This window comes from Streptomyces sp. NPDC005566 (assembly GCF_040605575.1).
Taxonomy (GTDB): domain Bacteria; phylum Actinomycetota; class Actinomycetes; order Streptomycetales; family Streptomycetaceae; genus Streptomyces.
Genome location: NZ_JBEXDB010000013.1, coordinates 49,239 through 75,586, shown reverse-complemented (window position 1 = coordinate 75,586; position 26,348 = coordinate 49,239). Strand labels below are relative to the sequence as shown.

The 26,348-nt window shown below is 69.7% G+C and carries 23 protein-coding genes and 1 tRNA gene; 16 read left to right on the top strand and 8 right to left on the bottom strand.

What is annotated here, in order from left to right; genetic code table 11:
* Positions 1-235: 235 nt before the first annotated feature.
* Positions 236-919, bottom strand: coding sequence for a bifunctional DNA primase/polymerase (locus ABZS61_RS21220; RefSeq protein WP_356423297.1), 684 nt, complete (start codon positions 917-919; stop codon positions 236-238).
* Positions 920-1,441: 522 nt separating this feature from the next.
* On the opposite strand from ABZS61_RS21220, the gene ABZS61_RS21215 reads away from it, so the two are divergent.
* Positions 1,442-2,929: a PP2C family protein-serine/threonine phosphatase gene (locus ABZS61_RS21215; RefSeq protein ID WP_356423294.1), complete on the top strand. Its 1,488-nt coding sequence runs from the start codon at positions 1,442-1,444 to the stop codon at positions 2,927-2,929.
* A 99-nt stretch (positions 2,930-3,028) separates the two neighbouring features.
* Positions 3,029-4,504, top strand: a complete 1,476-nt coding sequence (locus ABZS61_RS21210; protein WP_356423291.1) for an aminopeptidase P family protein — start codon at positions 3,029-3,031, stop codon at positions 4,502-4,504.
* Between the two features lie 53 nt (positions 4,505-4,557).
* Here ABZS61_RS21210 and ABZS61_RS21205 read toward each other — a convergent pair whose 3' ends face one another.
* The gene (locus ABZS61_RS21205) at positions 4,558-5,157 is read right to left on the bottom strand and encodes an ATP-binding protein (protein WP_356423289.1); all 600 of its coding nucleotides are present in this window, start codon (positions 5,155-5,157) and stop codon (positions 4,558-4,560) included.
* Between the two features lie 258 nt (positions 5,158-5,415).
* Here ABZS61_RS21205 and ABZS61_RS21200 point away from each other — a divergent pair, with 258 nt between their 5' ends.
* From ABZS61_RS21200 to ABZS61_RS21160, 9 genes are all read left to right on the top strand, one after another.
* Positions 5,416-6,243 (top strand): hypothetical protein, encoded by an 828-nt coding sequence (locus tag ABZS61_RS21200; RefSeq protein ID WP_356423286.1) that lies wholly within the window; start codon positions 5,416-5,418, stop codon positions 6,241-6,243.
* A gap of 122 nt (positions 6,244-6,365) precedes the next feature.
* Entirely contained in the window at positions 6,366-7,115 is a 750-nt protein-coding gene (locus ABZS61_RS21195) for a YcnI family protein (protein WP_356423283.1), read from the top strand.
* Between the two features lie 43 nt (positions 7,116-7,158).
* Complete coding sequence (locus tag ABZS61_RS21190) at positions 7,159-7,815, top strand: SCO family protein (RefSeq protein ID WP_356423280.1); 657 nt, start codon at positions 7,159-7,161, stop codon at positions 7,813-7,815.
* Positions 7,812-8,255, top strand: coding sequence for a copper chaperone PCu(A)C (locus tag ABZS61_RS21185; RefSeq protein ID WP_356423277.1), 444 nt, complete (start codon positions 7,812-7,814; stop codon positions 8,253-8,255). The genes ABZS61_RS21190 and ABZS61_RS21185 overlap by 4 nt, the downstream gene beginning before the upstream one ends.
* Before the next feature lie 14 nt (positions 8,256-8,269).
* Positions 8,270-10,237 carry a copper resistance protein CopC gene (locus ABZS61_RS21180; RefSeq protein WP_356423274.1) on the top strand — a complete coding sequence of 656 codons (1,968 nt, stop codon included), beginning with the start codon at positions 8,270-8,272 and terminating at the stop codon, positions 10,235-10,237.
* 5 nt (positions 10,238-10,242) lie between these two features.
* Positions 10,243-11,577: an iron uptake transporter deferrochelatase/peroxidase subunit gene (gene efeB, locus ABZS61_RS21175; RefSeq protein ID WP_356423271.1), complete on the top strand. Its 1,335-nt coding sequence runs from the start codon at positions 10,243-10,245 to the stop codon at positions 11,575-11,577.
* A gap of 41 nt (positions 11,578-11,618) precedes the next feature.
* A complete protein-coding gene (pheA, locus tag ABZS61_RS21170) occupies positions 11,619-12,554 on the top strand; it encodes a prephenate dehydratase (RefSeq protein WP_356423268.1) in 936 nt (311 codons plus the stop codon).
* 715 nt (positions 12,555-13,269) lie between these two features.
* A complete protein-coding gene (gene serS / locus ABZS61_RS21165) occupies positions 13,270-14,547 on the top strand; it encodes a serine--tRNA ligase (RefSeq protein ID WP_356423265.1) in 1,278 nt (425 codons plus the stop codon).
* A complete protein-coding gene (locus ABZS61_RS21160) occupies positions 14,544-15,359 on the top strand; it encodes an HAD family hydrolase (RefSeq protein WP_356423262.1) in 816 nt (271 codons plus the stop codon). Before serS ends, ABZS61_RS21160 begins: the two co-directional genes overlap by 4 nt.
* Before the next feature lie 68 nt (positions 15,360-15,427).
* Here the strand turns inward: ABZS61_RS21160 and ABZS61_RS21155 are convergent.
* From ABZS61_RS21155 to ABZS61_RS21130, 6 genes are all read right to left on the bottom strand, one after another.
* Positions 15,428-15,517, bottom strand: a tRNA-Ser gene (locus tag ABZS61_RS21155).
* Between the two features lie 273 nt (positions 15,518-15,790).
* Positions 15,791-16,483: a hypothetical protein gene (locus ABZS61_RS21150; protein ID WP_356423259.1), complete on the bottom strand. Its 693-nt coding sequence runs from the start codon at positions 16,481-16,483 to the stop codon at positions 15,791-15,793.
* Between the two features lie 294 nt (positions 16,484-16,777).
* Positions 16,778-17,497 carry an ABC transporter permease gene (locus ABZS61_RS21145; RefSeq protein WP_356423256.1) on the bottom strand — a complete coding sequence of 240 codons (720 nt, stop codon included), beginning with the start codon at positions 17,495-17,497 and terminating at the stop codon, positions 16,778-16,780.
* 30 nt (positions 17,498-17,527) lie between these two features.
* A complete protein-coding gene (locus ABZS61_RS21140) occupies positions 17,528-18,439 on the bottom strand; it encodes an ABC transporter ATP-binding protein (protein WP_356423253.1) in 912 nt (303 codons plus the stop codon).
* Positions 18,436-19,344 (bottom strand): ABC transporter permease, encoded by a 909-nt coding sequence (locus ABZS61_RS21135; RefSeq protein ID WP_356423250.1) that lies wholly within the window; start codon positions 19,342-19,344, stop codon positions 18,436-18,438. The genes ABZS61_RS21140 and ABZS61_RS21135 overlap by 4 nt, the downstream gene beginning before the upstream one ends.
* Positions 19,334-20,344 (bottom strand): ABC transporter ATP-binding protein, encoded by a 1,011-nt coding sequence (locus ABZS61_RS21130; RefSeq protein WP_356423713.1) that lies wholly within the window; start codon positions 20,342-20,344, stop codon positions 19,334-19,336. The genes ABZS61_RS21135 and ABZS61_RS21130 overlap by 11 nt, the downstream gene beginning before the upstream one ends.
* A gap of 403 nt (positions 20,345-20,747) precedes the next feature.
* Between ABZS61_RS21130 and ABZS61_RS21125 the strand changes: the two genes are divergently transcribed.
* The 5 genes from ABZS61_RS21125 (at position 20,748) to ABZS61_RS21105 (ending at position 26,315) form a co-directional block, all read left to right on the top strand.
* Positions 20,748-22,520 carry an SDR family oxidoreductase gene (locus tag ABZS61_RS21125; RefSeq protein ID WP_356423246.1) on the top strand — a complete coding sequence of 591 codons (1,773 nt, stop codon included), beginning with the start codon at positions 20,748-20,750 and terminating at the stop codon, positions 22,518-22,520.
* Positions 22,521-22,603: 83 nt separating this feature from the next.
* Positions 22,604-23,551 (top strand): MerR family transcriptional regulator, encoded by a 948-nt coding sequence (locus ABZS61_RS21120; RefSeq protein WP_356423709.1) that lies wholly within the window; start codon positions 22,604-22,606, stop codon positions 23,549-23,551.
* 148 nt (positions 23,552-23,699) lie between these two features.
* Positions 23,700-24,242 carry an RNA 2'-phosphotransferase gene (locus tag ABZS61_RS21115; RefSeq protein WP_356423243.1) on the top strand — a complete coding sequence of 181 codons (543 nt, stop codon included), beginning with the start codon at positions 23,700-23,702 and terminating at the stop codon, positions 24,240-24,242.
* Positions 24,243-24,375: 133 nt separating this feature from the next.
* Positions 24,376-25,287, top strand: a complete 912-nt coding sequence (locus ABZS61_RS21110; protein ID WP_356423240.1) for an LLM class flavin-dependent oxidoreductase — start codon at positions 24,376-24,378, stop codon at positions 25,285-25,287.
* A gap of 164 nt (positions 25,288-25,451) precedes the next feature.
* A complete protein-coding gene (locus ABZS61_RS21105; RefSeq protein WP_356423238.1) occupies positions 25,452-26,315 on the top strand; it encodes a Cof-type HAD-IIB family hydrolase in 864 nt (287 codons plus the stop codon).
* Positions 26,316-26,348: the final 33 nt, after the last annotated feature.

Genomic DNA, 26,348 nt, shown 5'->3' with positions numbered 1-26,348 from the left:
CCCCGCACCGTTTTCGTCATCCTCTGCGGAAAGGTCATCAGAAAGCCTGCCATCAGCGCATTTTGCGCGCGGCACGGGTATCCATTCGATGAGGGGCGGGGATTTGGGCACGAATTGAGCTCGTCCAGCGCGCGCCCGCCGGTTGTTCACGCAGAACACGGGCGGACTCACACCCTTACGAGTGAGCCGCCCGTCGTTCCTGCGTCAGCGGTTTCCCGCAGCCGTCACCGGTCCGTCAGTACGCGAGCCGGCTGCCGCCGTCGGGAGCGCTGTTGCTCGCTTCGACGAGCGCGTCCAGGACCGATTCCACATCCGGGAGCCACGGCGCGGCCGGACCGGCCAGCGGTGCCCGTTCCCACCGCACCTGCCCCGTACCCACCTCGGACGGGGGCAGGATGAGGTAGCCGCCCTCACCGTGGAACCTCAGGGAGCTGGGCACCCGGTCCTGGGCGTGCAGCAGCTCGCCGAGCCGCTCCAGGGTGTACGGAGCGACCAGCAGCGACCAGCGGGTCGGCGTCGCCACCACCGGGCCGAGTCTCAGCCCCATGGCATCGAGCGCGGTCAGCGCCCGGGCACCCGCCACGGCCGGAAGGCTCAGCGCGCAGGGCGCCTGGCCACCGGTGGCCAGCACGACGGGAGCGGCCGGCCGGTTGGTCCACCACCAGCGCACCATGCGCGCGTCGGTGGTCGCCGCAAGGAGACCGGGGTCGAAGGGATGTGCGCCGGGTACGGCGCACTCGGGATCGGGGCAGGCGCAGCCGCGGCCGCGCTCGCCGCGCACACCTGCCGTCGCCAGTCCCGCTCCGGGGAGGACGGGCCATTTCCAAGCGGTGGCACAGGTCAGCGCCGCGTCGAGCTGGGCGGAACTTGCCTTGCGCCGGGGCCGGTGCCTGCGTCGCCTTCCGAGGATCTCGCGCATGAGCGCTCGTTCCTTTCCGTTGAACGCCGAGGTCCACATCACACCACGTGTTCGTTACACCACGTGTGCGTCTCTTCGCTGTGCGTGCATGCTCACCGGGCTGCGGTACGGACAGGCAGTCCGCGCCGAGCGTGAGCCGAGCCGAGCAGAGTGGAACCGAACAGAATGGAGCTGAGCCGAGTCGAACCGTGTGGAACCGAGCCGAGTCCAGTCAATACATCGCGCGGGCGGCGTGCGCGTCGCGCTTGCCGTCCCTTGTGCAAACCCCGCCACTCGCGGGTGGGGGGTGCGGCCGTCACGGGTGAGGACGTCCGGGCGCGCTGTCGGGTTCCGGGGCGATCGGAACTGCCCCTGGCCATCAACGGTTACGTACCCAGCTTGCCCGGGATGACGCTCCCTCCGGCACTTCACCCCGAGGGCGCCCCCTGTCGAGCACACCCAGTCGACCGCAAATAGCTGCGCGGGGGTGCATTTTTTGGCCAACTTAACAGACCCTTGGACACCACAAATATCGCAAGGACAATGCTGGACATCACCTTACTTGTACGTGTACATGTGGATGCACTGATAGCGGCGCAGAATGACATGGGGGTTTGCCATGCTATTCGACCAAACACACCCGTCGGAAAGCCGGCGATCATGAGCGCCCCACACCTGCCGAAAGTGGCTGGAATCGATCCCATGGTTCCTGTTTCAACGCACACTGCAGCACCCCTCAGGGCTGTGCCCGCCGCACCGGGAGCGTTCATCCAGGACCGGCTGGCGGGCTGGGTCTCCGACCTGACCACGCTGCACGAGCTGACCGAGCGACTGGCCGGAACCAGCACCCTCGACACCGCCCTCCACGAACTGCTGGGCGCCGGAGCGGCTCTGGTCGGAGCCCGCCGCGGACTCCTGGTCCTCGAACCGGCCGACGGCGGCGGCCCCTCCCTCACCATCGGCCTTGGACTCGCCCACGCCGACCTCGGAACCATCGAGACCGTGCCGCGCAACGCCACCTCCTACGGCCGCTTCCTCGACGGCCTCCCGGACACCGACACCCCCCTGGCCAGCCCCGACATCCTCGGCGACGACGGCATCGACCCCCGCTGCCGCGAAGTCGCCGCCACGCTCGGGTACGCCGCCAGCTACACGCTCCCGCTCGCCACCCGAACCTCCGGCCGGCTCGGCGTGGCCGTCTGGCTGTACGACGAGCCCGCGGAACCACTGGAACGCCAGTGCCACCTCGTCGGCCTGTACGCCCGCTACGCCACCGAGCACCTCGCCCGCCTCCTGGAACTGGAACGCGCCAAAGCGGATGCCGCGATCATCGCCGAGGAGCTGCTCCCCACCAGGCTGCCCCGGGTGCCCGGAGTACAGCTGGCCGTCCGCCACCGGACCGCCCCGAAGGGCGGCGGCGACTGGTACGACGCACTCCCCCTCCCGGACAACGCGCTCGGCCTCGCCGTCGGCTCGGTCGGCGGTTCCGGTCCGAGCGCCCTGGCCGCGATGGGCAGGCTCCGCGCCGGACTACGGGCCTACGCCGTCATGGAGGGCGAGGACCCCGTCGCCGTACTCTCCGATCTCGAACTCCTCCTGCGGCTGACCGAACCGGCCTGCTCCGCCACCGCGCTCTACGCCTACTGCGAACCCGAACGCCGCACGATCCTGCTCGCCGGGGCCGGACACACCCCGCCGCTCGTCATCGGCGACCGGCGCACCGAGTTCGTGGAGACGACGCTCTCCGCACCCCTGGGCATACTGGCCTGCTGGGAAGCGCCGAGCGTGGAGTTCACTCCCGCCCCCGGCGAGACCGTGCTGCTCTACACCGACGGGCTGCTGCGCCGCACCGGCGATCCCATGGACCGGGCCTTCGCACGACTGCACGCGGCGGCCGCCGGCGTGCCGAAGGCGCTGCGCCACGACCCGGGAGCCGTCGCCGACCATGTTCTGCGGACCGTCCTGCCCGAAGGCCTGGACCGGAGCGACGGCACCGAGGACGTGGTCCTGCTGGCCGCGCACTTCGACTGACGGCCGCACCGGACCGGTAAGAGGTCTTCCGGCCCTGGGCCCCCTTCCGTACGCCCGTACGATGGATGGGGTCCAGTGTCGTATAAGGAGAGACAAATCGTGTCTGAGGAGCTCACCCCGGAGACCCCGGAAGCCACCGAAGCAGAGCCGATCAAGCAGCGGAAGAACGGCCTGTACCCGGGCATTTCCGATGAGCTCGCCGAAAGCATGAAGTCCGGCTGGGCCGACACCGAGCTCCACGGCCTCGAGCCGATCGCCCAGGCCGAGCACACCGCCGCCCGCCGCGCCGCGCTCTCCGCGCGCTTCCCCGGCGAGCGGCTCGTCATTCCCGCGGGCAACCTGAAGACCCGCTCCAACGACACCGAGTACGCCTTCCGTCCTTCCACCGAGTACGCCTACCTCACCGGCGACCGGAACCAGGACAGCGTCCTGGTGCTGGAACCGACCGGCTCCGGCGACACGGCCGGGCACGACGCGACGGTCTACCTGCTGCCCCGTTCCAACCGCGAGAACGGGGAGTTCTGGCTCGACGGCCAGGGCGAGCTCTGGGTCGGCCGCCGCCACTCCCTCGCCGAGGCCGAGCAGCTGCTGGGCATCCCCGCGAAGGACGTCCGCGAGCTCCCGGCCGCGCTGGCCGAGGCCACCGGTCCGGTACGCAACGTCCGCGGCCACGACGCGGGCATCGAGAGCGCCCTGACCGACAAGGTCACCGCCGAACGCGACGAAGAACTGCGTGTCTTCCTCTCCGAGGCCCGTCTGGTCAAGGACGCCTTCGAGGTCTCCGAGCTGCAGAAGGCCTGCGACGCCACGGCACGCGGCTTCGAGGACGTCGTGAAGGTCCTCGACAGGGCCGAGGCGACCAGTGAGCGCTACATCGAGGGCACCTTCTTCCTGCGCGCCCGGGTCGAGGGCAACGACATCGGCTACGGCTCGATCTGCGCGGCCGGCCCGCACGCCACGACGCTGCACTGGGTCCGCAACGACGGAGCGGTCCGCTCCGGTGAGTTGCTGCTCCTCGACGCCGGTGTGGAGACCGACGAGCTCTACACCGCGGACGTGACACGGACGCTGCCGATCAACGGCACGTTCACCCCGCTGCAGCGGAAGATCTACGACGCCGTGTACGAGGCCCAGGAAGCGGGCATCGCGGCCGTCAAGCCCGGCGCCGCCTTCCGCGACTTCCACGACGCCGCGCAGCGCGTCCTCACCGAGAAGTTGGTCGAGTGGGGCCTGCTGGGCGACCTGACCGTGGAGAAGGTCCTGGAGCTGGGCCTGCAGCGCCGCTGGACCCTGCACGGCACCGGCCACATGCTCGGCATGGACGTCCACGACTGCGCCGCCGCACGCACCGAGTCGTACGTCAACGGCACCCTGGAGCCCGGCGTGTGCCTCACCGTCGAGCCCGGACTGTACTTCCAGGCCGATGACCTGACCGTGCCCGAGGAGTACCGGGGCATCGGCGTCCGGATCGAGGACGACATCCTGGTCACCGAGGACGGCAACCGGAATCTGTCCGACAAGCTGCCGCGGCGGGCCGACGAGGTCGAGGCGTGGATGGGCCGGCTCAAGGGCTGACACAGGCCGGGCGCGGGGCCGCGCCCGCCCCGTACGCCGGGAGGGCGCGCTGCTCAGGACACCATGAGCAGCGCGCCCTCCCGCCATTTCAGAACCTTGTCGAAGCTCACGACCGCACCACGCCCCGGGCGGTTGCCGAAGTGGACGTGATCGGCGAGCTCCTCGATCAGGCCGAGTCCCCGGCCGCTCTCCGCCATCACCGGCGGCGTTCCCGCCGGGTGCCCGCCCGTCGGGCGCACGGGCGACGGGTGACCTGCCGGCGTGTGCCCTGCGGGCGGCTGCTGATCCGCCGGAGACCCGGCGGACTGCTGCGCGGCGGTGCGAAGCGAGCGCCGGGCGGGGAAACCGGGCCCCGAGTCGGCGACTTCGATACGGCATTTCTCGCCGTCCAGATAGGCGGTGACCCGGTACTGGCCGGAACCACGTCCGGGCTGCTCGTCACCGGTGGGACCGAGGCCGGCGAGGTCACCGGCGTCCCCCAGGTCGCCGCCGTGTTCCACGGCGTTCGCACAGGCTTCGCTGAGCGCGACCGACAGGTCGTAGGAGATGTCCGGATCCACCCCCGCGGTCTCCATGGTGCCGAGCAGAAAACGACGGGCGAGCGGAACGCTCGCAGCTTCGCGCCGCAAATGGAGTGACCACCACATGCTCATGCTCCAGCCTCCTGGCTGCGGCTCGACATACCGATACGTATTGCCGCCCGGAGCACTTCGTAAGCACGGATCGGCTGTGACAGCGCTCATTCGGCGGATGCGAATGTTCCGTATACGGGTGTATGACCGGCGCCGCGGACGCCGAGGAGCGCTCCTGAACAGGTGCAACACTCCCCGATCGCCTGCGATGCGGACAGTTGCCGACCTTCCGGACCTGCCGTACGGGAGCAGGGGGCGCAGTGCGATGATGTCCCGGCCATGTCTATGCCTGTCGCACGCGCCGGAGCCGGTCTGCGGCTCCTGAGGACCGCGGTGTTCACCGCGGTCTGCGTCGTGCTGGCCGCGGCAGGACACACACTGGCCGCCGGTACGGCCGTGCCCGGGTGGACACTCCTCGCCGGATTCCTCGGCGTCTTCGCCGCCGCGGCACTGCTCGCCGGGCGCGAGCGGGCACTCCCGTCGATCACCGCTGCTCTCGCGACCGGACAGATCGCCCTGCACGTCCTCTTCGGACCGGGCCGCCACACGCCCGGCCCCGCGACGGCGTCCGGGGACGATTCGCTGATCCGGTTCGCCGCCGGGCTGGTCTGCGGTGCCGGGCCGGCGCAACTGAGCGCCGGTGAGGCCCATCGCATCGTCACCACCGCGGGCATCGACCCCGCGAGCGTGACGCACGGGCACACCCACCTCGCATCCGGCGGGGCAGCGGCCACGGACGCCGCTTCCGCGCCAGGCGCGGGCGCCCTGGTGTCGGGCCTCCTGCCGAGTCTGCCCATGTTCCTCGGGCACCTCCTCGCCGCACTCGCCACCGGCTGGCTCCTGCGGCGCGGCGAGATCGCACTCTTCCGGCTGGCCCGGCTCTCGGCGTACGGCGGCCGGCAACTGGCGGCCGGAGCCAGGCTGCGGGCACTGCGGGCAGCCATGGCCCTCGTACGCACCCTGCGTGCGGGGCTTCTGGGGCGACCCACGACCGGGCCGCTCCTTCCCCGTACCGCCATGGACGCTCCGGCGCCCGCGACCGGGGATCCTCTGCAGCACATGGTGATCAGGCGCGGGCCTCCACCCGTATACGTACGCGCAGCCTGACGCGACTCCTCTCCCGGACCCGGATCCCGGATCCCGTTACCCCGGAGAAGAGCTGTCGCGATGCCGTCGCGCACCCGCGTGCCGGACCACCTTTTCCTTGTGCCTGTGGAGTGATCTCTGCCATGAACGTTTCACGCATCGCCATCGCGGGCGGCGTCGCCGCGTCCACCGTCCTGCTGCTCGCCGGTACCGCCTCCGCGCACGTCAGCGTGCAGCCGCAGGGCGAAGCCGCCAAGGGCGGCTACGCCACCATCAACTTCAAGGTCCCCAACGAGCGCGACAACGCCTCCACCACCAAGCTCGAGGTGAACTTCCCGACCGACCACCCGCTGGCCTCCGTCAGCGCGCAGGCCCTGCCCGGCTGGAAGATCGAGATCACCAAGAGCAAGCTGGCCAAGCCGCTCGACGTACACGGCAAGAAGATCAACGAGGCCGTTTCCAAGGTCACCTGGACCGCCGACGGCACCGGGATCGCGCCCGGCTACTTCCAGCAGTTCCCGCTCTCGGTCGGACAGCTCCCCGAGGACGCCGACCAGCTGGTCTTCAAGGCCCTGCAGACGTACAGCAACAAGGAAGTCGTCCGCTGGATCGAGGAGCCCGCCGCGGGTGGCGACGAGCCCGAGAGCCCGGCGCCCGTCCTCAAGCTGACCGCTGCCTCGGCGGACGCCCACGGTGCCGCCGCGGACGACAAGGGCAGTGAGACGGACGCCGCGAAGTCCAAGGACACCACCGCGTCCTCGAAGACCGCGTCCTCGGCCGCGTCCTCCTCGTCCTCCGACAGCACCGCACGCGTTCTGGGCATCGTCGGCATCGTCATCGGCATCGCGGGCGTGGCGTTCGGCGTGCTCGCGGGCCGTCGCCGTAGCGCCTGACCCACCGGCCCCACCCGCACCACAGACCAGGAAACAGCTCTCCATGCGCAACAAGAAGACGGTGCTGGCCGCGGCGTTCGCCGCCGTGGCCGCACTGACCCTCTCGGCCTGCGGCAGCGGCGACGCGTCGGCGGACAAGCCCGTCGCCGACGTCTCCGTCGAGACCGGGACGAAGGCTGCGACGGTGCTCGACCAGCCGTTCACCAAGCCCGATCTCGTCCTCACCGACACGCACGGCACGACGTACGACCTCCGCGAGCAGACCAAGGGCAAGCCGACACTCATCTACTTCGGCTACACCAACTGCCCCGACGTGTGCCCGCTGACCATGAGCAACATCGCACTCGCCAAGCGGGCCCTGCCCGAGGCCGACCGGGACAAGCTCCAGGTCGTCTTCGTCACCACGGATCCCGAACGGGACACCCCGGCGTCCCTGGGCAGCTGGCTCAAGGCCCAGGACCCCGCCTTCACCGGCCTCACCGGCGACTTCCCGACCATCCAGGCGGGAGCACGGCAGATCGGCATCGGCATCGACCCGCCGAAGAAGGAGAAGGACGGCACCGTCGTGTCGATGCACGGTGCCCAGGTCATCGCGTTCTCCCCGAAGACCGACAAGGGGTACGTGCTGTACGGCGAGGACACCACGGCCGACGACTACGCCAAGGACCTCCCCAAGATCATCAAGGGAGAGAAGCCGTGAACCACCGCACGGCTCTGATCGGTGCCCTCGCCCTCACCACAGGGCTCGCACTGACGGGGTGCTCCTCACAGAGCAAGCCCGAACTCGAGGTGACCGGTGCCTTCATGCCGCAGCCCGTCGGCGACATGGCGGCCGGCTTCCTCATCGTGAAGAACAACGGCGGTACCGACCGGCTCACCTCGGTGAGCAGCTCCCTCTCGGACCACGTCACCATCCACGAGACGAAGGGCCAGGCCATGCGGATGGCCTCGTCGTTCGAGGTGCCCGCCGGGGGCGAGCTCGACCTCGAACGCGGTGGCAGCCACATCATGTTCACGGACCTCAAGCAGCGTCCCAAGCAGGGCGAAACGATCTCCTTGGAACTGCACTTCGAGACGGCCGACCCCATCAAGGTCGACGTTCCCGTGAAGGAGACCACCTACAACCCGAAGAAGCAGTGAGGTACTGACACCCCATGACAGCCACCGCCCCGCCCTTCGGGCTCTCCCCGATACGACGGCCGCTCGCCGCGGTCGCGCTCCTCGCCGCGCTGATCAGCCTGCTGTTCGGCCTGGTGCTGGCCGGCGCGAGTCCCGCGTCCGCACACGCCGCCCTCACCGGGAGTAACCCGCAGGACGGGTCGGTGGTCGCCACCGCCCCCAAGGAGGTCACGCTCACCTTCTCCGAGCAGATCGCCATGGGTGAGGACTCGATCCGGGTCCTCGACCCGAGCGGGAAGCGGGCCGACACCGGAAGCCCCCGTGATCTGCGGAGCGGCACCGTGCAGTACGGCATCACCCTCCACAGCGGCCTGCCCGACGGCACCTACACCGTGGCCTGGCAAGCCGTCTCCGCGGACAGCCACCCGGTCTCCGGCGCCTTCACCTTCTCCGTCGGCGCCCCGTCGCAGACTGCAGTCGCGCTGCCTTCCGACGAAGCCGGCGGCGGCCTCGTCGGAACGCTCTACGGCATCGCGCGCTACGCCGCCTACGCCGGATTCATCCTCCTTGCCGGCGGCTCCGCGTTCGTGCTCGCCTGCTGGCAGCGCGGGGCGGGCGCCCGGCCGCTGCAGCGTCTCGTCGTGCGCGGCTGGGTCACACTCACCGCGGCCACCCTCGCCATGCTGCTCCTGCGCAGCCCCTACACCGGCTCCGGGAAGTTGGCGGACGCCTTCGACCTCGACGGTCTGCAGTCCGTACTCGACACCAAGCCGGGGGCGGCACTCGTCTCCCGGCTGCTCCTCCTCGGCGCCTCCGCACTCTTCATCGCCGTCCTGTTCGGGGCGTACGCCAAGCGCGAGGACGAGAAGGAGAAGCAGGACCTCACCTTCGGTCTCGCCATCGGCGGAGCGGTCATCGCGGCCGGCATCGCAGGGACGTGGGCCCTGGCCGAGCACGCCTCCACCGGGATCCAGCCGGGCATCGCCATGCCGGTCGACGTTCTGCACCTCCTCGCCGTCGCCGCCTGGCTCGGCGGGCTCACCGCGCTGCTGGTCGCCCTCCACAGGACACCGGACATCACGAGCCGCGCGGTACGGCGGTTCTCCCGCATGGCCTTCGGCAGCGTGCTCGTACTCACCGCGACCGGGCTCTACCAGTCCTGGCGGCAGCTGGGTTCGTGGTCCGCGCTGACCGGCACCCGGTACGGGCAGCTGCTGCTCATCAAGGTGGCCCTGGTGGCCGTACTCGTCGGCGTCGCGTGGATCTCGCGGCGGTGGACGGCGCGGCTGGCCGGCGACAAGGAGCCGGCCGGTGCGGAGGACCCCGCAGCCGAAGCGGGAAGTTTCGAAGCCGACGCCGAGACGGGACATTCCGAAGCCGACGCCGAGACGGAAAGTCCCGCAGCCGGGGACACCGGGGAGGTGGACCCCGAGCGCTCCGTCCAACTCACCAGGCAGCGAGCCGCTCTGACGGCGACGAAGGAGAAGCGTGCCCGGGACGCCGATCCGGACCGCTCCGGACTTCGCCGCTCGGTCATGGTGGAGACGGGCATCGCCGTGGTGCTTCTCGCGGTCACCACGATCCTGACGTCCACCGAGCCCGGACGCACCGAGGAGGAGGCCGCCCGCAGCAAGTCGGCGGTGGCCGCCCCTCTGACCGGCGGGCAGGTCAACCTGAGCCTGCCGTTCGACACGGGCGGCCAGAACGGCAAGGGGACCGTACGGGTGGACGTCACCCCCGGCGGGACCGGCGCCAACAACGTGCACGTCTGGGTCGACGGGCCGGGCGACCGACCGATGGACGTACCCGAGGTGAAGCTCGCCTTCACGCTGGAGTCCAAGGACATCGGCCCTCTGCCGGTCGTCCCCGACCGCATCACCACCGGACACTGGACGGCCGGCGGTGTGCAGATCCCGATGGCGGGCGACTGGAAGGTCACGGTGACCGTGCGTACGTCGGACATCGACCAGACGACCGTCAACAAGAACGTGAAGATCGGCTGAGCAGGGTGAGCAGGAACAAGAACAGGAACGGCGAACCCGGCGGTATCGCCGCTGCCGGCATCTCCCGTCGGCGGCTGATCGGCAGCGCGGGAGCAGCCGGAGCGACCGGCCTGGTGCTGGGCGCGGCCGGAGGCGCCGGCGGGTATGCGGCGACGAGCGACGACGTACCGGCCCCGCTGACCGCCATCGGTTCGACCGAGGCAATGTTTCACGGGAAACATCAACCGGGGATCACCACTCCGCTTCAGGCCCGCGGACATCTGATCGCCTTCGACCTGGCGCCCGGCGCCGGCCGCAAGGAAGCCGCCGCCCTGATGCGCCGGTGGTCGGCCGTGGCGCAGCCGCTGATGGCCGGCAAGCCGGCCGGGGGCGGCGGCCACGACACGGGGGTCGCCCTGGACGCCGGACCGTCCTCGCTGACGGTCACCTTCGGATTCGGCCGCACCTTCTTCGAACGCACGGGCCTGGTCGCCCGCCGGCCGGTCGCCCTGGACCCCCTGCCGCCGTTCTCCTCCGACCACCTCGACGCCAAACGGTCCGACGGTGACCTCTGGGTGCAGATCGGCGCCGATGACGCGCTCGTCGCCTTCCACGCGCTGCGCGCCCTTCAGAAGGAGGCCGGCGCCACGGCCCGGGTGCGCTGGCAGATGAACGGCTTCAACCGCACTCCGGGAGCGACGGCCCGGCCGATGACCGCCCGCAACCTGATGGGCCAGATCGACGGGACAGGCAACCCGAAGCCGGAGGAGAGCGACTTCGACCAGCGGATCTTCGTCCCGTCGGCAGACGCCCGGGGCACCTCCGATGCGTCGGACGGCTCGGCTCCCTCCCCTTCCTCCGCTTCTGCCCACGCATGGATGGCAGGCGGCTCCTACGCAGTCGTACGGCGGATCAGGATGCTCCTGGACGACTGGGAGAAGCTCACGGTCGACCGTCAGGAACGGGTCATCGGGCGGCGCAAGGCGGACGGCGCACCTCTGAGCGGCGGCTCGGAGACCACCGGGATGGACCTGGAGAAGGCAGGCCGGGACGGCAGGCTGCTGATTCCGGACAACGCCCACGCCCGGATCTCCTCCCCCGAGAAGAACGGCGGGGCCGCGATGCTGCGGCGCCCGTTCTCGTACCACGACGGCATCTCCGCGGACGGCACCCCGGACGCCGGGCTGCTCTTCGTCTGCTGGCAGGCCGATCCGTTCAGGGGCTTCGTCCCGGTACAGCGCAAACTCGACCGTGGGGACGCGCTCTCACCGTTCATCCGGCACGAGGCCAGCGGCGTCTTCGCCGTTCCGGGTGGTACCGCGCCCGGCGAGTACGTGGGGCAGCGTCTGCTGGAAGGGTGAGTTCGCCCGGGCCCTCCCGTACGGCCCATTAGGGTGACCGTATGTCAGCCACGCGCTACGCCTATCTCGGCCCCGAAGGCACCTTCACCGAGGTCGCCCTCCGTACCCTTCCGGAAGCCGCCACCCGTGAGCTCGCCCCCATGGTCTCCGTACCGGCGGCACTGGACGCGGTACGCAACGGGGAGGCGGCGGCGGCTCTCGTCCCCATCGAGAACTCCGTCGAGGGCGGGATCACCGCGACGCTGGACGAGCTGACCAGCGGCGCACCGCTGATGATCTACCGCGAGGTGCTGCTCTCCATCACCTTCGCGCTGCTGGTGCGCCCCGGGACCAAGCTGTCGGACATCAAGACCGTCACCGCTCACCCGGCCGCGCAGCCGCAGGTGCGCAACTGGATGGCGGCCCATCTGCCGAACGCGGTGTGGGAGTCCGCCGCCTCGAACGCGGACGGTGCCCGGCTGGTCCAGGAGGGGCGCTACGACGCCGCCTTCGCCGGTGAGTTCGCCGCGGCGACCTACGGGCTGGAACCACTGGTCACGGAGATCCACGACGCGGTGAACGCGCAGACGCGCTTCGTCCTGGTGGGCCGGCCCGCCAGGCCGTCGGCACCGACCGGCGCGGACAAGACGTCTGTCGTCATCTGGCTCGGCGACGACCACCCGGGCGCCCTGCTCGAACTGCTCCAGGAGTTCGCCGTGCGAGGCGTCAACCTCATGCTGATCCAGTCACGGCCGACGGGGGAGGGCATCGGGAACTACTGCTTCGCAGTGGATGCGGAAGGCCACATCGCGGACCGCCGGGTCGGGGAGGCCCTGATGGGGCTGAAGCGGATCTGCCCGAAGGTGCGGTTCCTGGGTTCGTATCCGCGAGCCGGAGTGACACCCGAGGAAGTGCGCGCCCTGCGGCCCGGGACCTCCGACAGGGACTTCACCGAGGCATCGGACTGGCTCGCTCGCAGCCAGGACGGCCGGGCCTGACCAGCCACGGACAGGGCAAGGGCCGACAGGACGGGAGCCGGGGGCGGGGATCGGCCCGTCGCGTGTAGCCGACCGGTTCTACTGTCGGATCTCATGCCCGGCGCAGAGTTATCCACAGGCCCCTCCGCAACCTGGGGACAAGTCGACAGCGCAACACGACATGGTCGACAAATCACCCCAGTGGGCCCGGATCCCTCACAGGCCCCACCCCCGCCCCTGTCGACCCAATTCCATTGATCAACTCCCCAGAGCGATCAATTCCCACCCGAATGAGTGCGCGAACCAGGTTTCGGAAGGAATCCATCCGCCTTCATGCGGCATTCGGAATGATCTCTTCCGGCATCCACAGATCTTCTTCACAGCCTGTGGATAACTAAATGGACCCGCACACCCCTGTGGACAAGGCCTGGACCCGCACCCACGCCAACTCCCGCACGAAGCACCGACGATGCGGTGGAACGCGAGGGCACTTGCTCCACTTTCGAAGCAATCGCACCCCTCCATCGACGACATTGACGACATCGATGGCATTGACGATCATGCCCGTCGCCCGCTCCGCGCTTCCCCGTCACCTGCTCCGCGTTTCCCCATCGAATGTCCGCCACCAGCCCCGATGATTCCCCGCCAGGATTACCAATCCCGGCAATTCGGGCAAACTGACACGCTTGTCGATATCGGTTCGAGCTGCGCATCCCCGCACCGGTAGCCTTGGGGGGTGATTGACCTTCGCCTGCTCCGTGAGGACCCCGACCGTGTTCGCGCCTCCCAGCGCGCCCGTGGAGAGGACGTCGCCCTCGTCGACGCCCTGCTCTCCGCCGACAAGCTGCGCAGGTCGTCCGGCGTCCGCTTCGACGAACTCCGTTCCGAGCAGAGGTCGCTCGGGAAGCTGATCCCCAAGGCAACACCCGAGGAGCGCACCGAGCTCCTCAAGAAGGCCGATCAGCTCAAGGCCGAAGTCAAGGCGGCCGACGCCGCGCAGGACGAGGCCGACGCCGAGGCCAAGCGACTGCTGCTCCTGCTCGGCAACATCGTCCACGAGGACGTGCCGGTGGGGGGCGAAGAGGACTTCGTCGTCCTGGAGACGCACGGCACGATCCGCGACTTCGGTGCCGAGGGCTTCGAGCCCAAGGACCACCTGGAGCTCGGCGAGTCGCTCGGCGCCATCGACATGGAGCGCGGCGCCAAGGTCTCTGGCTCGCGCTTCTACTACCTGACCGGGGTCGGCGCGCTGCTCGAACTCGCCCTGGTCAACGCGGCGATCGCACAGGCCACCGAGGCCGGCTTCATCCCGATGCTGACCCCCGCGCTGGTCCGGCCGCGCGCGATGGAGGGCACCGGCTTCCTCGGCCAGGCCGCGGAGAACGTGTACCACCTGGAGAAGGACGACTACTACCTGGTCGGCACCTCCGAGGTCCCGCTCGCCGCGTACCACATGGACGAGATCATCGATGCCGACAAGCTGCCCCTGCGGTACGCCGGCTTCTCGCCCTGCTTCCGCCGTGAGGCCGGTACGTACGGCAAGGACACCCGGGGCATCTTCCGCGTCCACCAGTTCGACAAGGTCGAGATGTTCTCGTACGTCGACCCGGAGGACGCCGAAGCCGAGCACCGCAGGCTCCTGGACTGGGAGAAGCAGTGGCTCACCGGCCTCGAGCTGCCCTTCCAGGTGATCGACGTCGCCACCGGCGACCTCGGCGCCTCGGCCTCCCGGAAGTTCGACTGCGAAGCCTGGATCCCGACCCAGGGCAAGTACCGGGAGTTGACCTCCGCGTCGAACTGCAACGGCTTCCAGGCCCGACGCCTCTCCGTCCGCATGCGCGACGGAAAGAAGGTCCAGCCGCTGGCCACTCTGAACGGCACGCTCTGCGCCGTACCGCGCACGATCGTGGCCATTCTGGAGAACCATCAGCTGGCGGACGGTTCCGTACGGGTTCCGGAGGTGCTCCGTCCGTACCTGGGCGGGCGCGAGGTTCTGGAGCCGGTCCCCAAGTGAGCTTCCCCTACAAGCTCGTCGCCACCGATCTCGACGGCACGCTGCTGCGTGACGACGACACGGTCTCCGAGCGCACACGCGAGGCGCTGGCCGCGGCTACCGCGGCCGGCGCCGCGCACATCATCGTCACCGGCCGCGCAGTCCCCTGGACCCGGCACATCCTGGACGACCTGGGCTACGACGGCCTCGCGGTGTGCGGCCAGGGCGCGCAGGTCTACCACGCGGGCGAGCACAAGCTGCTGACCTCCCTGACCCTGGACCGGCAGCTCGCAGGTCTCGCCCTGTCCAAGATCGAGGCGGAGGTCGGCCCGCTCGCGCTGGCGGCGAGCCGTGACGGACTCGACGGCGAGGTTCTGGTCGGACCCGGCTACCGGGTGCAGGAAGGGCCGCTCCCCGCCCTGTTCGTGGACGACGCCGCCGAGATGTGGACCGCCCCCCTGAACAAGGTCTACATCCAGCACCCGGAGCTCGGTGACGACGCCCTGGCCAAGGCCGCGCGCGGCGCTGTGGGCAGCCTGGTCGACGTCGTCATGGCGGGCCCGGGTGTCGTGGAGCTCCTGCCCCTCGGACTCAGCAAGGCGACCGGGCTCTCGCTGGCCGCCCGTCGGCTGGGGCTGAAGGCCGCGGACACGCTGGCCTTCGGTGACATGCCGAACGACATCCCCATGTTCGGCTGGGCGCAGCACGGTGTGGCCATGGCCAACGCGCACGACGATCTCAAGGCGGTGGCGCACGAGATCACCGCGTCGAACGAGCACGACGGCATCGCGGTGGTGCTCGAGGAGCTTCTCAGGACGGCCACGCGCGCGTAGGGGTTCCCGTCGGCAGGAGTTCCTGCGGCCGGGATTCCTGCGATGGTGCCGGTTCTGCTGCTCATGGGTGGCGGAGGATGCGCGGATCGAACGCGCGCGGGGGCACGCCCCCGACGACGGCTTAGCAAGCCGCTGCCTTACCACTCGGCCAATCCTCCGGGAGGGTGGCCGCGCGATGCGCAGGGAAAGCCACCCCGGGGGCCCTGCCCAGCGGTGCACGAGCAGCTGATGCGTCAGCTACTGCGGTACCGGCTGCGGACCACCCTGCTGGGAACTCGACGGACTCGGACTCTCGGTCATCGCCGCGCTCCTCTCCCGGTCTCGGTGGGCGCCCTGTTCGCGTGCGCCGTCCCCTCACTCTGCCCGAGGGCCACCGCCGGGGCCACTCATTTACCCGCGGCCCCGGCGGCCGCCCTCCTGGGGGCCGGATGTCAGCTGTGGGTGCGGCGGCTCAGGTCCTTGAGGTGCCGGGCGAGGTCGTCCATGCGTGAATCGAGCCGGACGATGTCCTGCGAGACATCGGTGAGCCGGAGACTGATGGCCCCGACGACCTGGTGGGTGACGTCCAGCTTCCGGTCGAGGACATCGAGCCGGTGCGACATCCGGCTCAGTACGGGACCGAGCTCCTGGAGCGCACTGCCGACGCCCACGAGGCAGCCCTCGACACGGGTGACCCGTTGGTCGAGCGAGGCGATGGACGCCCGGAGGTCCTCCTCGGCGTCGAGCAGATAGGTCCGGACGCAGCGGGCGATGTCGCTGTCGCGAAGAAGCATGGCGACGTTGAGCACGGTCCTGCGGGTGTAGAGGCGCAGCTGAGTGGCAGCCTGTGGATAACTTTCCGGCGCCTCCCCCTCCCATAGCGACAGCATGTCGCCATGGAAGGAGCGCAGGTCATCACCTCGTAGAACCCTCATACCGTTGTCGGTCAACTCTTGTTGATGCCGGTCGGTCAGCCTTCTGACCGAGGCTGTGGATACTTCGAAGTAACGAGCCACGTCATCTGTGCGAACGTGAATCCCGTCGGGGAGCATGACAAGGCTCTTGACCTTGTCGAGGGCGTCGACGCGCCCCATCCGCTCGACACGCAAGGCGTGTGATTCGAGCAGGGCTACTTCCGTGGGCATGGGCATGCCTTTCGTGCGCGGAAACGGCGATGGACGGCCCTGTCCCCGGGCTGCGAGGGCGGAGGACGCTCACGGTTGCCACTCACTCGATGACCGGCACCGGCGGGCACAGCCTCACCGGTGCCGGCATTCCCCGATTTCACGAAAGCTCGACGCCACAGATCCCAGTTGCCTCCACGCACCCTGGTCAACGAGCCGATAACCGTACAGTTACGCGCTCCACTGTCCGCTCATAGGACAACCCCCGCCCATAGGACGGGGGTTGCATGCCGTTTCACGCCGGTGGAAGCGGCCTCACTCCTCGCCGGCCAGCTTCAGCGCCCGCAGCTTCTGGCCCGCGTACCACGTGGCCACGATCGTGACGCCCGCCAGCAGGACCGTCGCGAGCGGCAGGCCGACATCCGAGGTCACCAGGCCGTCCCCGGCGACCTTCTCGGCGACCGAGAGGGACCACTGCTGCACGCTGAGGGTCCTGGCCCCCGGCACCAGGCTGCCGAAGAGGGCTTCCCAGACCAGCGCGTACACCAGGCCGAAGACCACCGCGTGCCTGCTGACCGTGCCGAGCAGCAGGAACAGCGCGCTGTAGGCGATCGAGGCGACCAGCGCCGCGATCGTGTACGCCACGGCGATCTGCCCGCCGTTGCCGTTGAGGATCATGCCCGCGATGAAGGTCGGCAGCGCGGAGAAGAGCATCGTCACCGCGATGGCGACGATCAGCTTGGTGAAGATGATCGTGGGCCGCTTCACCGGCTTGGCCAGCAGATAGACGATCGAACCGTCGTCGATCTCCGGCCCGATGGCTCCGGTCCCGGCGATGACGCCGATCAGCGGCACCATCGTGGCGATGGCGAAACCACCGAGCACACCGGAGGCGACGTCGTCATCGGCCCCGGCGAACGCCCGTACCGCCACGGCGATGGCCACCAGCAGTACGGGCAGGATGAACAGGATGGCGGCCCGGCGCCGGCCGAGCAGGGCCCGGTAGGTGAGCCGGGCGACTGTGGGGTCGTACATGACGCTTCACAGCTCCTTTCAGGCCACTACTCAGGCCGCTACGAGATAGGAAAAGACCGATTCGAGGGACTCGTCGGACGGCGAAACGGTCAGCAGCCGGATGCCCTGTTCGCGTGCCACCTTCGGCAGCAGCGTGGTGAAGCGCCCGAAGTCGACGGCCTGGATACGCAGGGCCTGCTCGCTCAGGTCGATCTCGATCCCCGCGGTCGACGGGTCGGCGATGAGCGCGGCAGCCAGTGCCCGGTCGTCGCTGGACCGCACGAGATAGCGGTGCGGCCGGTCCGTCATCAAGCGGCGGATCTTCCGGAAGTCACCCGACGCGGCATGCCGCCCCGCCACGATGACCTCGATGTGCGAGGCGAGCTGCTCGACCTCCTCGAGGATGTGGGACGAGAAGAGAACCGTGCGCCCCTCCGCCCCCATCCGACGCAGCAACTCCATCAGTTGCATGCGCTGGCGCGGGTCCATGCCGTTGAACGGTTCGTCGAGGAGCAGCACCGAGGGCTCGTGGACCAGGGCGGACGCCATCTTCACGCGCTGGCGCATGCCCTTGCTGTACGTCGAGATCTTGCGGTCCTGCGCGTACTCCATCTCGACCGTGGCCAGCGCCCTGCGCGCCTCCGCGTCGCCGAGCCCGTGCAGCTCGGAGTTGGCGACGACGAACTCCCGGCCGGTCAGGAAGTCGTACATGCCTTCCCGCTCCGGCACGATACCGATCGCCTTGTAGACCGCCTCGTTGCGCCAGATGGTCTTGCCGTCGAGCGTGACCTTGCCCGTCGACGGAGCGAGAAACCCGGCCATCATGTTGATCAGCGTGGACTTTCCGGCACCGTTGGGGCCCAACAGCCCGGTGACTCCGGGCCCCACGGTCATGCTCACGTCGTTGACAGCGACCACGTTCCCGAACCAGCGCGACGTGTGGTCGATCTCGATGGTGGTCACAGCCCGACCCTCCGGTAGCGGCGCATCAGTACGGCGTACGAGCCGGCGACGAGCGCGAGTACAACGATCAGATAGGCCACCCCGGCACCGGCACCCGGGCCCACTCCGCCGGGGAAGTTGGTGGTGGCACCGAGGAACGCGGTCTGCACCCCGTCGATCAGCGTGATCGGGGAGAAGAGACCCAGCCAGGTGATGGCCCCCATGGAGTCCGTCGACCAGGCGATCGCCTGGACCGTGGAGACCGCACCGTAGGTGATGGTCAGCACGGCGATCACAGCTGCGACACCGAACCCGCGCCGCGGCGTCAGGGCGGCCACCACCAGTCCGATCCCGGCGAACAGCACGGACAGCAGCGCCACCGATACCAACCCCTGCCCGAACCCCGCGGTCTGGTCGGCGAAGTCGAACTTCGCGAGCAGCGAACCCGCGTAGAGGATGACGAGCGGCAGGCCGGTGAGGATGAAGAGGGCGGAAGCCATGGCCGCGAACTTGGCGACCACGTAGTCGACCCGCTCGATCGGCCGCGAGAAGTACAGCGGAACACTCTTGAAACGCAGGTCCCTCGACACGGACTGCGGCGCCTGCGAGGCGATGAAGAGCCCGATCACCGCCTGCAGGTAGATCGCGAACGCCGTGTACTTGATGGGAAGTTTCGTCATGTTCGGCGTGGCGATGGCGACCGCGACGAGGATCAGCGCCACCAGGCACATCACCCCGCACAGCAGCATCGGCAGCACCTTGGACTTGGCGGAACGGCCCAGCCCGAAGGAGCCTCGCAGGGACTGGGAGTACAGCGAACGGCGGGCATAGGCCCGGCCCAGGCGGACCCCGTCGTAGGAGCGGTACCCGATGTTGTGGATCCGGGAGGTGTCGCTCCCGGTCACGGTCCCGGTCTCAGTGCTCATCGCGACCGCTCCCCTTCTGCTGTACGGCCCCGGCTGACGCGGTCATGGCCTGCGGTGCCTCTTCGGTGCGGAAGACCTCGGCGATGTGGTGCCGCCGCTGTTCCATCCGGATGAGACCGAGCCCGAGCCCGGCGACGCTGTCGCGGACCAGGTCGTACGTCTCCTCGCCCGTCGCCTCGACCAGGAGGATGTGGCCCGCGCCGGGCAGCCCCTCCGAGTCGAGTCCGTCCAGGCCGATGAGCTTGACCCCGGCCCCCGTGAGGCTCCGGCGCAGGGCGTCGGTGCCGTCCGGGTGGTCGTCGCTGTCGGTGACTTCGACAGCCAGGGTCGTCGTGATCTGGGTGAAGTCGCTGGTGGAGCTCGAACGCAGCAGCGCGCCGCCGTCGATGACGACGACGTGGTCGCAGGTGCGCTCGAGCTCGCCCAGGAGGTGCGAGGTGACCAGCACCGAGATACCGAAGTCGGTATGGACGCGACGGATCAGACCGAGCATCTCGTCACGGCCGACCGGATCCAGACCGTTGGTCGGCTCGTCGAGGAGGACCAGCTGGGGGTCGTGGACCAGCGCCTGTGCCAGCTTCACCCGCTGCTTCATACCGGTCGAGTAGCCGCCGATGGGGCGGTAGCGCTCCTCGTACAGACCGACGTGGCGCAGCGTGTCGGCGGTGCGCTCGCGCGCTGCCGTCGGCGGCAGTCCGGACATCCGCGCCATGTGTACGACGAACTCGGTCGCCGATACATCAGGGGGCAGGCAGTCGTGCTCGGGCATGTACCCGACCCGTTCCCGGATCGCGGCGCCACTGGTGGCGACGTCGAGCCCGAGCACCGCGGCCCGGCCCTCGGTGGCGGGGGACAGACCCAGCAGGATCTTGATCAATGTGGACTTGCCGGCTCCGTTGGCGCCCACCAGGCCGGTTACGCCCGGTCCGATGTCCAAGGAGAGCCGGTCAAGAGCGGTCACCCGGGGGAACCGCTTGCTCAGGCTTTCGGTCGCGATCACAGTCACGTCTTCGAAGGTAGTGGCGCGCACCACAGGAGTCGTCAGACCTGACGGTGGTATCCGCGTCCGACTCCAGGCGTACGGACCCGTAGGGGAGGACCCCACGAGGGAGGAGCCGGGAGCCGCGAACCGGCCCGAGCCCGGACACACTGCCCCAGCGCCGCGCATGCCGCGTCCGGCATCCGTGTGGCCCTCGCACGCGTCCGCCGACGTACGGCGTCCGTCCGGGTACGGCGTCCGCCCTCGCACGGCGTCCGTCCGCGTCCGTGACCGAACCGAGTTGTCCACATACCGTTGTCCACAGGCGCGGCGCACCCCTTGACGCAGCCGCCAGGGATTGTCACATTCGTCGGTGTCACGTTACCGGCAGGTACCGCGACACCGCACAGACCAAGGGGGCTGCGTGAATCTGCAGGGTGCGCGCGAGCGCTGGGTTCGTACGGGCGGAGTCGAGCTGTGCGTCGCCGAGTTGGGCGACCCGACGCGGCCGACGATCGTCCTGGTCCACGGCTATCCGGACAGCAAGGAGGTCTGGTCGCAGGTCGCGCTGCGGCTGGCCGGGCACTGGCATGTCGTGCTGTACGACGTGCGGGGACATGGCCGGTCGACGGCGCCCAGACCCCTGCGCGGCGGCTTCACGCTGGAGAAGCTGACGGACGACTTCCTGGCCGTCGTGGACGCGGTGAGCCCGGACCGGCCGGTGCACGTGGTCGGCCACGACTGGGGTTCGGTCCAGGCCTGGGAGTTCGCCACGGTCGACCGGACCAAGGGCCGGATCGCCTCGTTCACCTCGATGTCGGGCCCGTCCCTCGACCACTTCGGGCACTGGATCAAGCAGCGGGTGTCCCGCCCGACTCCCCGTCGCCTCGGTCAGCTTCTCGGACAGGGCGCCAAGTCCTGGTACGTGTACGCCCTGCACACACCCGTCCTGCCCGAGCTCGCCTGGCGTGGCACGCTCGGCAAGCAGTGGCCGCGCATTCTGCGGCGGATGGAGAAAGTGCCCGCGGACGGCTATCCGACGTCCTCGCTTCCGAGGGACGCGTCCCACGGGGCCTGGCTCTACCGCGACAACGTCCGGGCCCGCCTGCGTAGACCTCGCACCGACGCGGTCGCCCATGTGCCCGTCCAGCTGATCACCCCGACCGGTGACATCTTCCTCTCGGCGACGCTCTACGACGAACTCAGCTCCTGGGCTCCCCGGTTGGTGCGGCGGTCCCTTCCCGCCAGGCACTGGGTGCCGCGTACCAGGCCGGATCAGCTGTCCGCCTGGATCAGCGACTTCGTCACCGCCGGTGAAGCGGCCGCCACGGGCGGCCCGCCCGTGCCGGAGACAGTGGCGACCGGGGCCCACGCGGACCGGTTCGGCGGGCAGTTGGTCCTGGTGACGGGCGCGGCCGGTGGCATCGGCCGCGCCACCGCTCTCGCGTTCGCAGCAGCGGGCGCGCGGGTGGTGGTCGTGGACCGGGACCCGGAGGGAGCAGCCCGGGTGGCACGGGAGGTCCTCCGGGCCGGTGCATCGGACGCCTGGAGCGAGGTTGTGGACGTGGGCGAAGAGAAGGCGATGGAGAAGCTCGCCGAGAAGGTCATGGCGGAGTACGGAGTCGTCGACGTCCTGGTGAACAACGCCGGGATCGGACTGTCCGGGTCCTTCCTGGAGACCACGAGCCAGGACTGGCGGAACGTCCTCGACGTCAATCTGTGGGGTGTCATCCACGGCTGCCGGATCTTCGGCAAGCAGATGGCCGCCCGCGGTCAGGGCGGCCACATCGTCAACATCGCTTCGGCAGCCGCCTACCAGCCGTCGAGGGCGCTGCCCGCGTACAGCACCTCGAAGGCGGCCGTGCTGATGCTCAGCGAATGCCTCCGCGCGGAGCTGGCCGAGCAGTCGATCGGGGTCAGTGCGATATGCCCGGGCATCGTCAACACCGGCATCACCGGGACAGCTCGCTTCGCCGGGACGGATGCGGCGGAGGAGAGCCGCCTCCGAAAGCGCACGGGCCGCCTGTACGCGCTCCGTAACTACCCGCCGGAGAAGGTCGCCGACGCGATCCTCGGGGCCGTGGTGCACAACCGGGCCGTCGTGCCGGTGACACCCGAGGCGCGCGGCTCCCGGCTGCTTTCGCGGATCAGCCCCGGAGTGCTGCGCGGGATCGCCCGGCTGAAGCCACCCCTGTGAGCGGGCTCCGACCGTCGGGAGCGCAGGGCCGGAACGCGCCGGCGAGTCCGGACGGCAGAGGACCGGTCGACCCGGAGTACCGGATCGAGGGCCTGGCGCAGGCGAGCGGTGCGACCGTCCGTACGATCCGCGCCTACCAGGACCGCGGGCTCCTGCCGGCACCGGAGCGGCGCGGGCGGGCCAACGTCTACGGAGAGATACACCTGACCCGCCTCAGGCAGATCGCCGGCCTGCTGGACCGTGGCTACACCCTGACCAGCATCGGGGAACTGCTGGATGCCTGGGACACGGGACGCGGGCTCGGCGGGGTGCTCGGTCTGGTCGCCGAGGTACAGGGCCCGTGGTCGGACGAGGAAGCCGGCCGGATCACGCGGGCGGAGCTGGAGGCGAGATTCGCGGGGACTCCGCGCAGCACGCCGGTCGAGGGTGCGGTGACGGACGGGTTCGCCGACGCGGTGGCGGACGCAGTTGCTCTCGGCGTACTCGAGCCCGTGCCGGAAAACGGCGACGAATTTCTGGTCCCGAGTCCTCAAGAGCTGTCGGTGGCAGTGGAGTTGCATGCCGCCGGAGTTCCTCTGTCCGCAATCTCCGGCCATCTGGGGGAACTCCGGCAGCAGGTCGAGCACATCGCTTCCCGTTTCCTGGAGTTCACCGCCGAGCACGTCTTCGCCCGGTACGCGGGACACCGGAGGCGCACGGACACGGACGCGGCGGAGGCGGCCTCGATGGTGCGCCGCCTGCGCCCGCTCGCCCAGCAGGCGGTGGACGCCGAACTGGCGCGCGCCATGGGCCGGTTGGCAGTACGCCATCTGCAGAAGCACCTCACCGCGCCCGATGCCCCAGCGGAGCCCTCCGGGACGCGACCCGTGCTCATCCCGGCTTCGACAATGCAGGCTGTCCAGGATCTTGTTGGCCCGCAGGGCATTGCCGCCTTCGTAGCGGCGGCAGCTGAACGGGAGGTCCACGCCAGAACATTGGATGCGTTGACTTCATTTCATGTCAGATCAGAAGAACTTGGACAAACGTCTTGAATCGCCCGCGACTTGTCCACAGAATTGCCAAATACCCTGTGGATAACTTGAGTTGGCTGTGGATCAAACCTGGGCACCGCCATGAGTGTCACGAACTCTGAGCGAAATCCGGGTGCGCCGGGGCGAACGCTGCGGGCACTCTGGCGGGATGGACGAACGACGCACCGTCAAGGTGTCCAAGTACCTGTCGAAACACCTGCGGCATCAGCCGGAACGGATCGGAATCACCCTCGACCCCTCCGGCTGGGTGCCGATCGACGAACTGATGCGGGCCTGCGCCGGGCACGGATTCCCCGTCACCCGCGCGGAGCTCGACCACGTCGTCGCTGCCAACGACAAGCAGCGTTTCGCCGTGGACGGCGACCGCATCCGGGCGAACCAGGGCCACACGGTCACGGTCGACCTCGGGCTGCCACCGGCCGAACCACCCGCGTACCTCTACCACGGCACAGTGGGCCGGGCACTCGACGTGATCCGTACCGAGGGACTGCGGCCCATGGCCCGCCACCACGTCCACCTGTCGCCCGACCGTGAGACGGCGACTCGCGTCGGTGCCCGGCGCGGGGTGCCTGTCATCCTCTCCGTGGACGCGGGAGCCATGCACCGGGCGGGCCACGTCTTTCACGTCAGTACCAACGGGGTATGGCTCACCGACTCCGTACCACCGCAGTTCCTGCGACTGGGCAAGTGACCGCACGAGCGGTACGGCCGCCGGGGCCGGACTCCCGGCGCCCGCTCCGCCCCTGCCCGCGCCCGCTCCGCCCCCGCACGCGAAGAGCCGCACCGACGCGGAGGACACCGCGCATCGCCGTAGAGTCGGGTGCATGACGTCCTCACTCCGCCTGAGCACCGTGATCCTCCCCATCCGCCGCTGGCACGACGGCGGCCGGGCCCTGTGGGTCCGCGCCGAGGAACTGGGTTTCCACGCGGCGTACACCTACGACCATCTGGCCTGGCGGACCTTCCGCGACGGCCCGTGGTTCGGCGCGGTCCCGACCCTGACGGCCGCTGCCGCCGCCACGGAGCGGCTGCGGCTGGGCACCCTGGTCACCTCACCCAACTTCCGGCACCCGGTGACCCTCGCCAAGGACCTCATCACGCTGGACGACGTCTCCGAGGGACGGATCACGCTCGGGATCGGCGCCGGCGGCAACGGCTTCGACGCCACGACGCTGCGCAGGAGCGATGAGGAGCCGTGGACGCCGCGGGAGCGCGCCGACCACTTCGACGAGTTCGTGCCGCTCCTGGACCGGCTGCTGCGGGAACCTTCGGTGACACACGAGGGCTGGCTCTACTCCGCGAACGAGGCCCGGAACATCCCCGGCTGCGTGCAGAGCCCCCGGCTGCCCTTCGCGATCGCCGCCACGGGACCTCGCGGACTCAAGCTCGCGGCGCAGTACGGACAGGCGTGGGTGACGACCGGCGATCCGAAGCTGTACGAGAGCGGCACCCCGGAGCAGTCCGTCGCGGCCATCCGCGGACAGGTCTCCAGGCTCGGCGCGGCCTGCGAGTCCGTGGGCCGGGATGTCTCGGAGCTGGACAAGGTACTGCTCACCGGGTTCACGCCGGACCGTCCGCTGTCGTCCTTCGACGCGTTCGTGGACTTCGCCGGTACGCATGCCGAGCTCGGCTTCACCGAGATCGTCGTCCACTGGCCGGTGCCCGACTCCGACTTCGCCGTCGACGAGAAGGTGTTCGAGCGGATCGCCACCGAGGGCCTGTCCCAGCTCGGCTGACCGTCCGGGCCGGGTCCGGCTGCGTTCTGCTCGTCCGGTTGCTTTCTCCCCCGCTCGGGCGCGATGCGCGGCCGAACAGCCGTGGGCATATGCCCTTGCCATGTTCTGCAGTTCAGAGGCGCGCCATCTCAGATGTGCGCCCCTCTGCACGCCCGTGCAACTCCATGCGGGAGAATGGGCAGGTGACCTCAGCTACCGACTCGCCTCTGCCTGCCGTGACACGGCTGATCGCCACCGACCTGGACGGCACCCTGCTGCGCGATGACAAGACTCTGTCGGACCGCACCGTCGCCGCCCTCGCCGCAGCGGAGGAGGCGGGGATCGAGGTCTTCTTCGTCACCGGGCGGCCCGCCCGCTGGATGGACGTCGTGAGCGCCCATGTGCACGGCCACGGCATGGCGATCTGTGCGAACGGGGCCGCCGTCGCCGATCTGCACGCGGACGGCCGGCTGATCGAGGTCCGCCCGCTGGAGCGCGACGTGGCCCTGGACGTGGTTCACGTCCTGCGGGAGGCCGCACCGGGGGTCTCCTTCGCAGTCGAGCTGGCCACGGGCATCCACTACGAACCCGCCTACCCGCCCTTCCACATGGACCCTGGGGCCACGGTCGCCGTCGCGGAGAAGCTGCTTCACGAGGAGGCGCCGGGCTCCGCCGCCCCGGTCCTGAAGGTCCTGGCCCACCACCCCGAACTGGCTCCGGACACCTTCCTCACGCTGGCCCGTGAGGCAGCGGGGGACCGGGCCTCACTCACCCGCTCCAGTCCCACCGCCCTCCTGGAGATCAGCGGACTCGGGGTCTCCAAGGCCGCCACGCTCGCCGCGTGCTGTGCGCAGCGTGGCATCGCCCAGGCCGAAGTGGTCGCCTTCGGGGACATGCCCAACGACGTCGAGATGCTGAGCTGGGCCGGCGCCTCGTTCGCGATGGGCAACGCCCACCCGGCCGCGGTGGCTGCCGCCTCCGGCGTGACCCTTTCCAACAACGAGGACGGTGTCGCGGTCGTCATCGAGCGGATCCTCGCCGCCCGCTGACCCCGCCCGACGCCCGCCCGCTCAAGCCGGCCG

Excerpts from the sequence above, each read along its gene's own strand:
- ABZS61_RS21220 (WP_356423297.1), bottom strand. The coding sequence starts at position 919 with ATGCGCGAGATCCTCGGAAGGCGACGCAGGCACCGGCCCCGGCGCAAG.
- ABZS61_RS21215 (WP_356423294.1), top strand. The coding sequence starts at position 1,442 with ATGCTGGACATCACCTTACTTGTACGTGTACATGTGGATGCACTGATA.
- ABZS61_RS21205 (WP_356423289.1), bottom strand. The coding sequence starts at position 5,157 with ATGAGCATGTGGTGGTCACTCCATTTGCGGCGCGAAGCTGCGAGCGTT.
- ABZS61_RS21200 (WP_356423286.1), top strand. The coding sequence starts at position 5,416 with ATGTCTATGCCTGTCGCACGCGCCGGAGCCGGTCTGCGGCTCCTGAGG.
- ABZS61_RS21195 (WP_356423283.1), top strand. The coding sequence starts at position 6,366 with ATGAACGTTTCACGCATCGCCATCGCGGGCGGCGTCGCCGCGTCCACC.
- ABZS61_RS21190 (WP_356423280.1), top strand. The coding sequence starts at position 7,159 with ATGCGCAACAAGAAGACGGTGCTGGCCGCGGCGTTCGCCGCCGTGGCC.
- ABZS61_RS21180 (WP_356423274.1), top strand. The coding sequence starts at position 8,270 with ATGACAGCCACCGCCCCGCCCTTCGGGCTCTCCCCGATACGACGGCCG.
- pheA (WP_356423268.1), top strand. The coding sequence starts at position 11,619 with ATGTCAGCCACGCGCTACGCCTATCTCGGCCCCGAAGGCACCTTCACC.
- ABZS61_RS21150 (WP_356423259.1), bottom strand. The coding sequence starts at position 16,483 with ATGCCCACGGAAGTAGCCCTGCTCGAATCACACGCCTTGCGTGTCGAG.
- ABZS61_RS21145 (WP_356423256.1), bottom strand. The coding sequence starts at position 17,497 with ATGTACGACCCCACAGTCGCCCGGCTCACCTACCGGGCCCTGCTCGGC.
- ABZS61_RS21135 (WP_356423250.1), bottom strand. The coding sequence starts at position 19,344 with ATGAGCACTGAGACCGGGACCGTGACCGGGAGCGACACCTCCCGGATC.
- ABZS61_RS21115 (WP_356423243.1), top strand. The coding sequence starts at position 23,700 with ATGGACGAACGACGCACCGTCAAGGTGTCCAAGTACCTGTCGAAACAC.
- ABZS61_RS21110 (WP_356423240.1), top strand. The coding sequence starts at position 24,376 with ATGACGTCCTCACTCCGCCTGAGCACCGTGATCCTCCCCATCCGCCGC.
- ABZS61_RS21105 (WP_356423238.1), top strand. The coding sequence starts at position 25,452 with ATGCGGGAGAATGGGCAGGTGACCTCAGCTACCGACTCGCCTCTGCCT.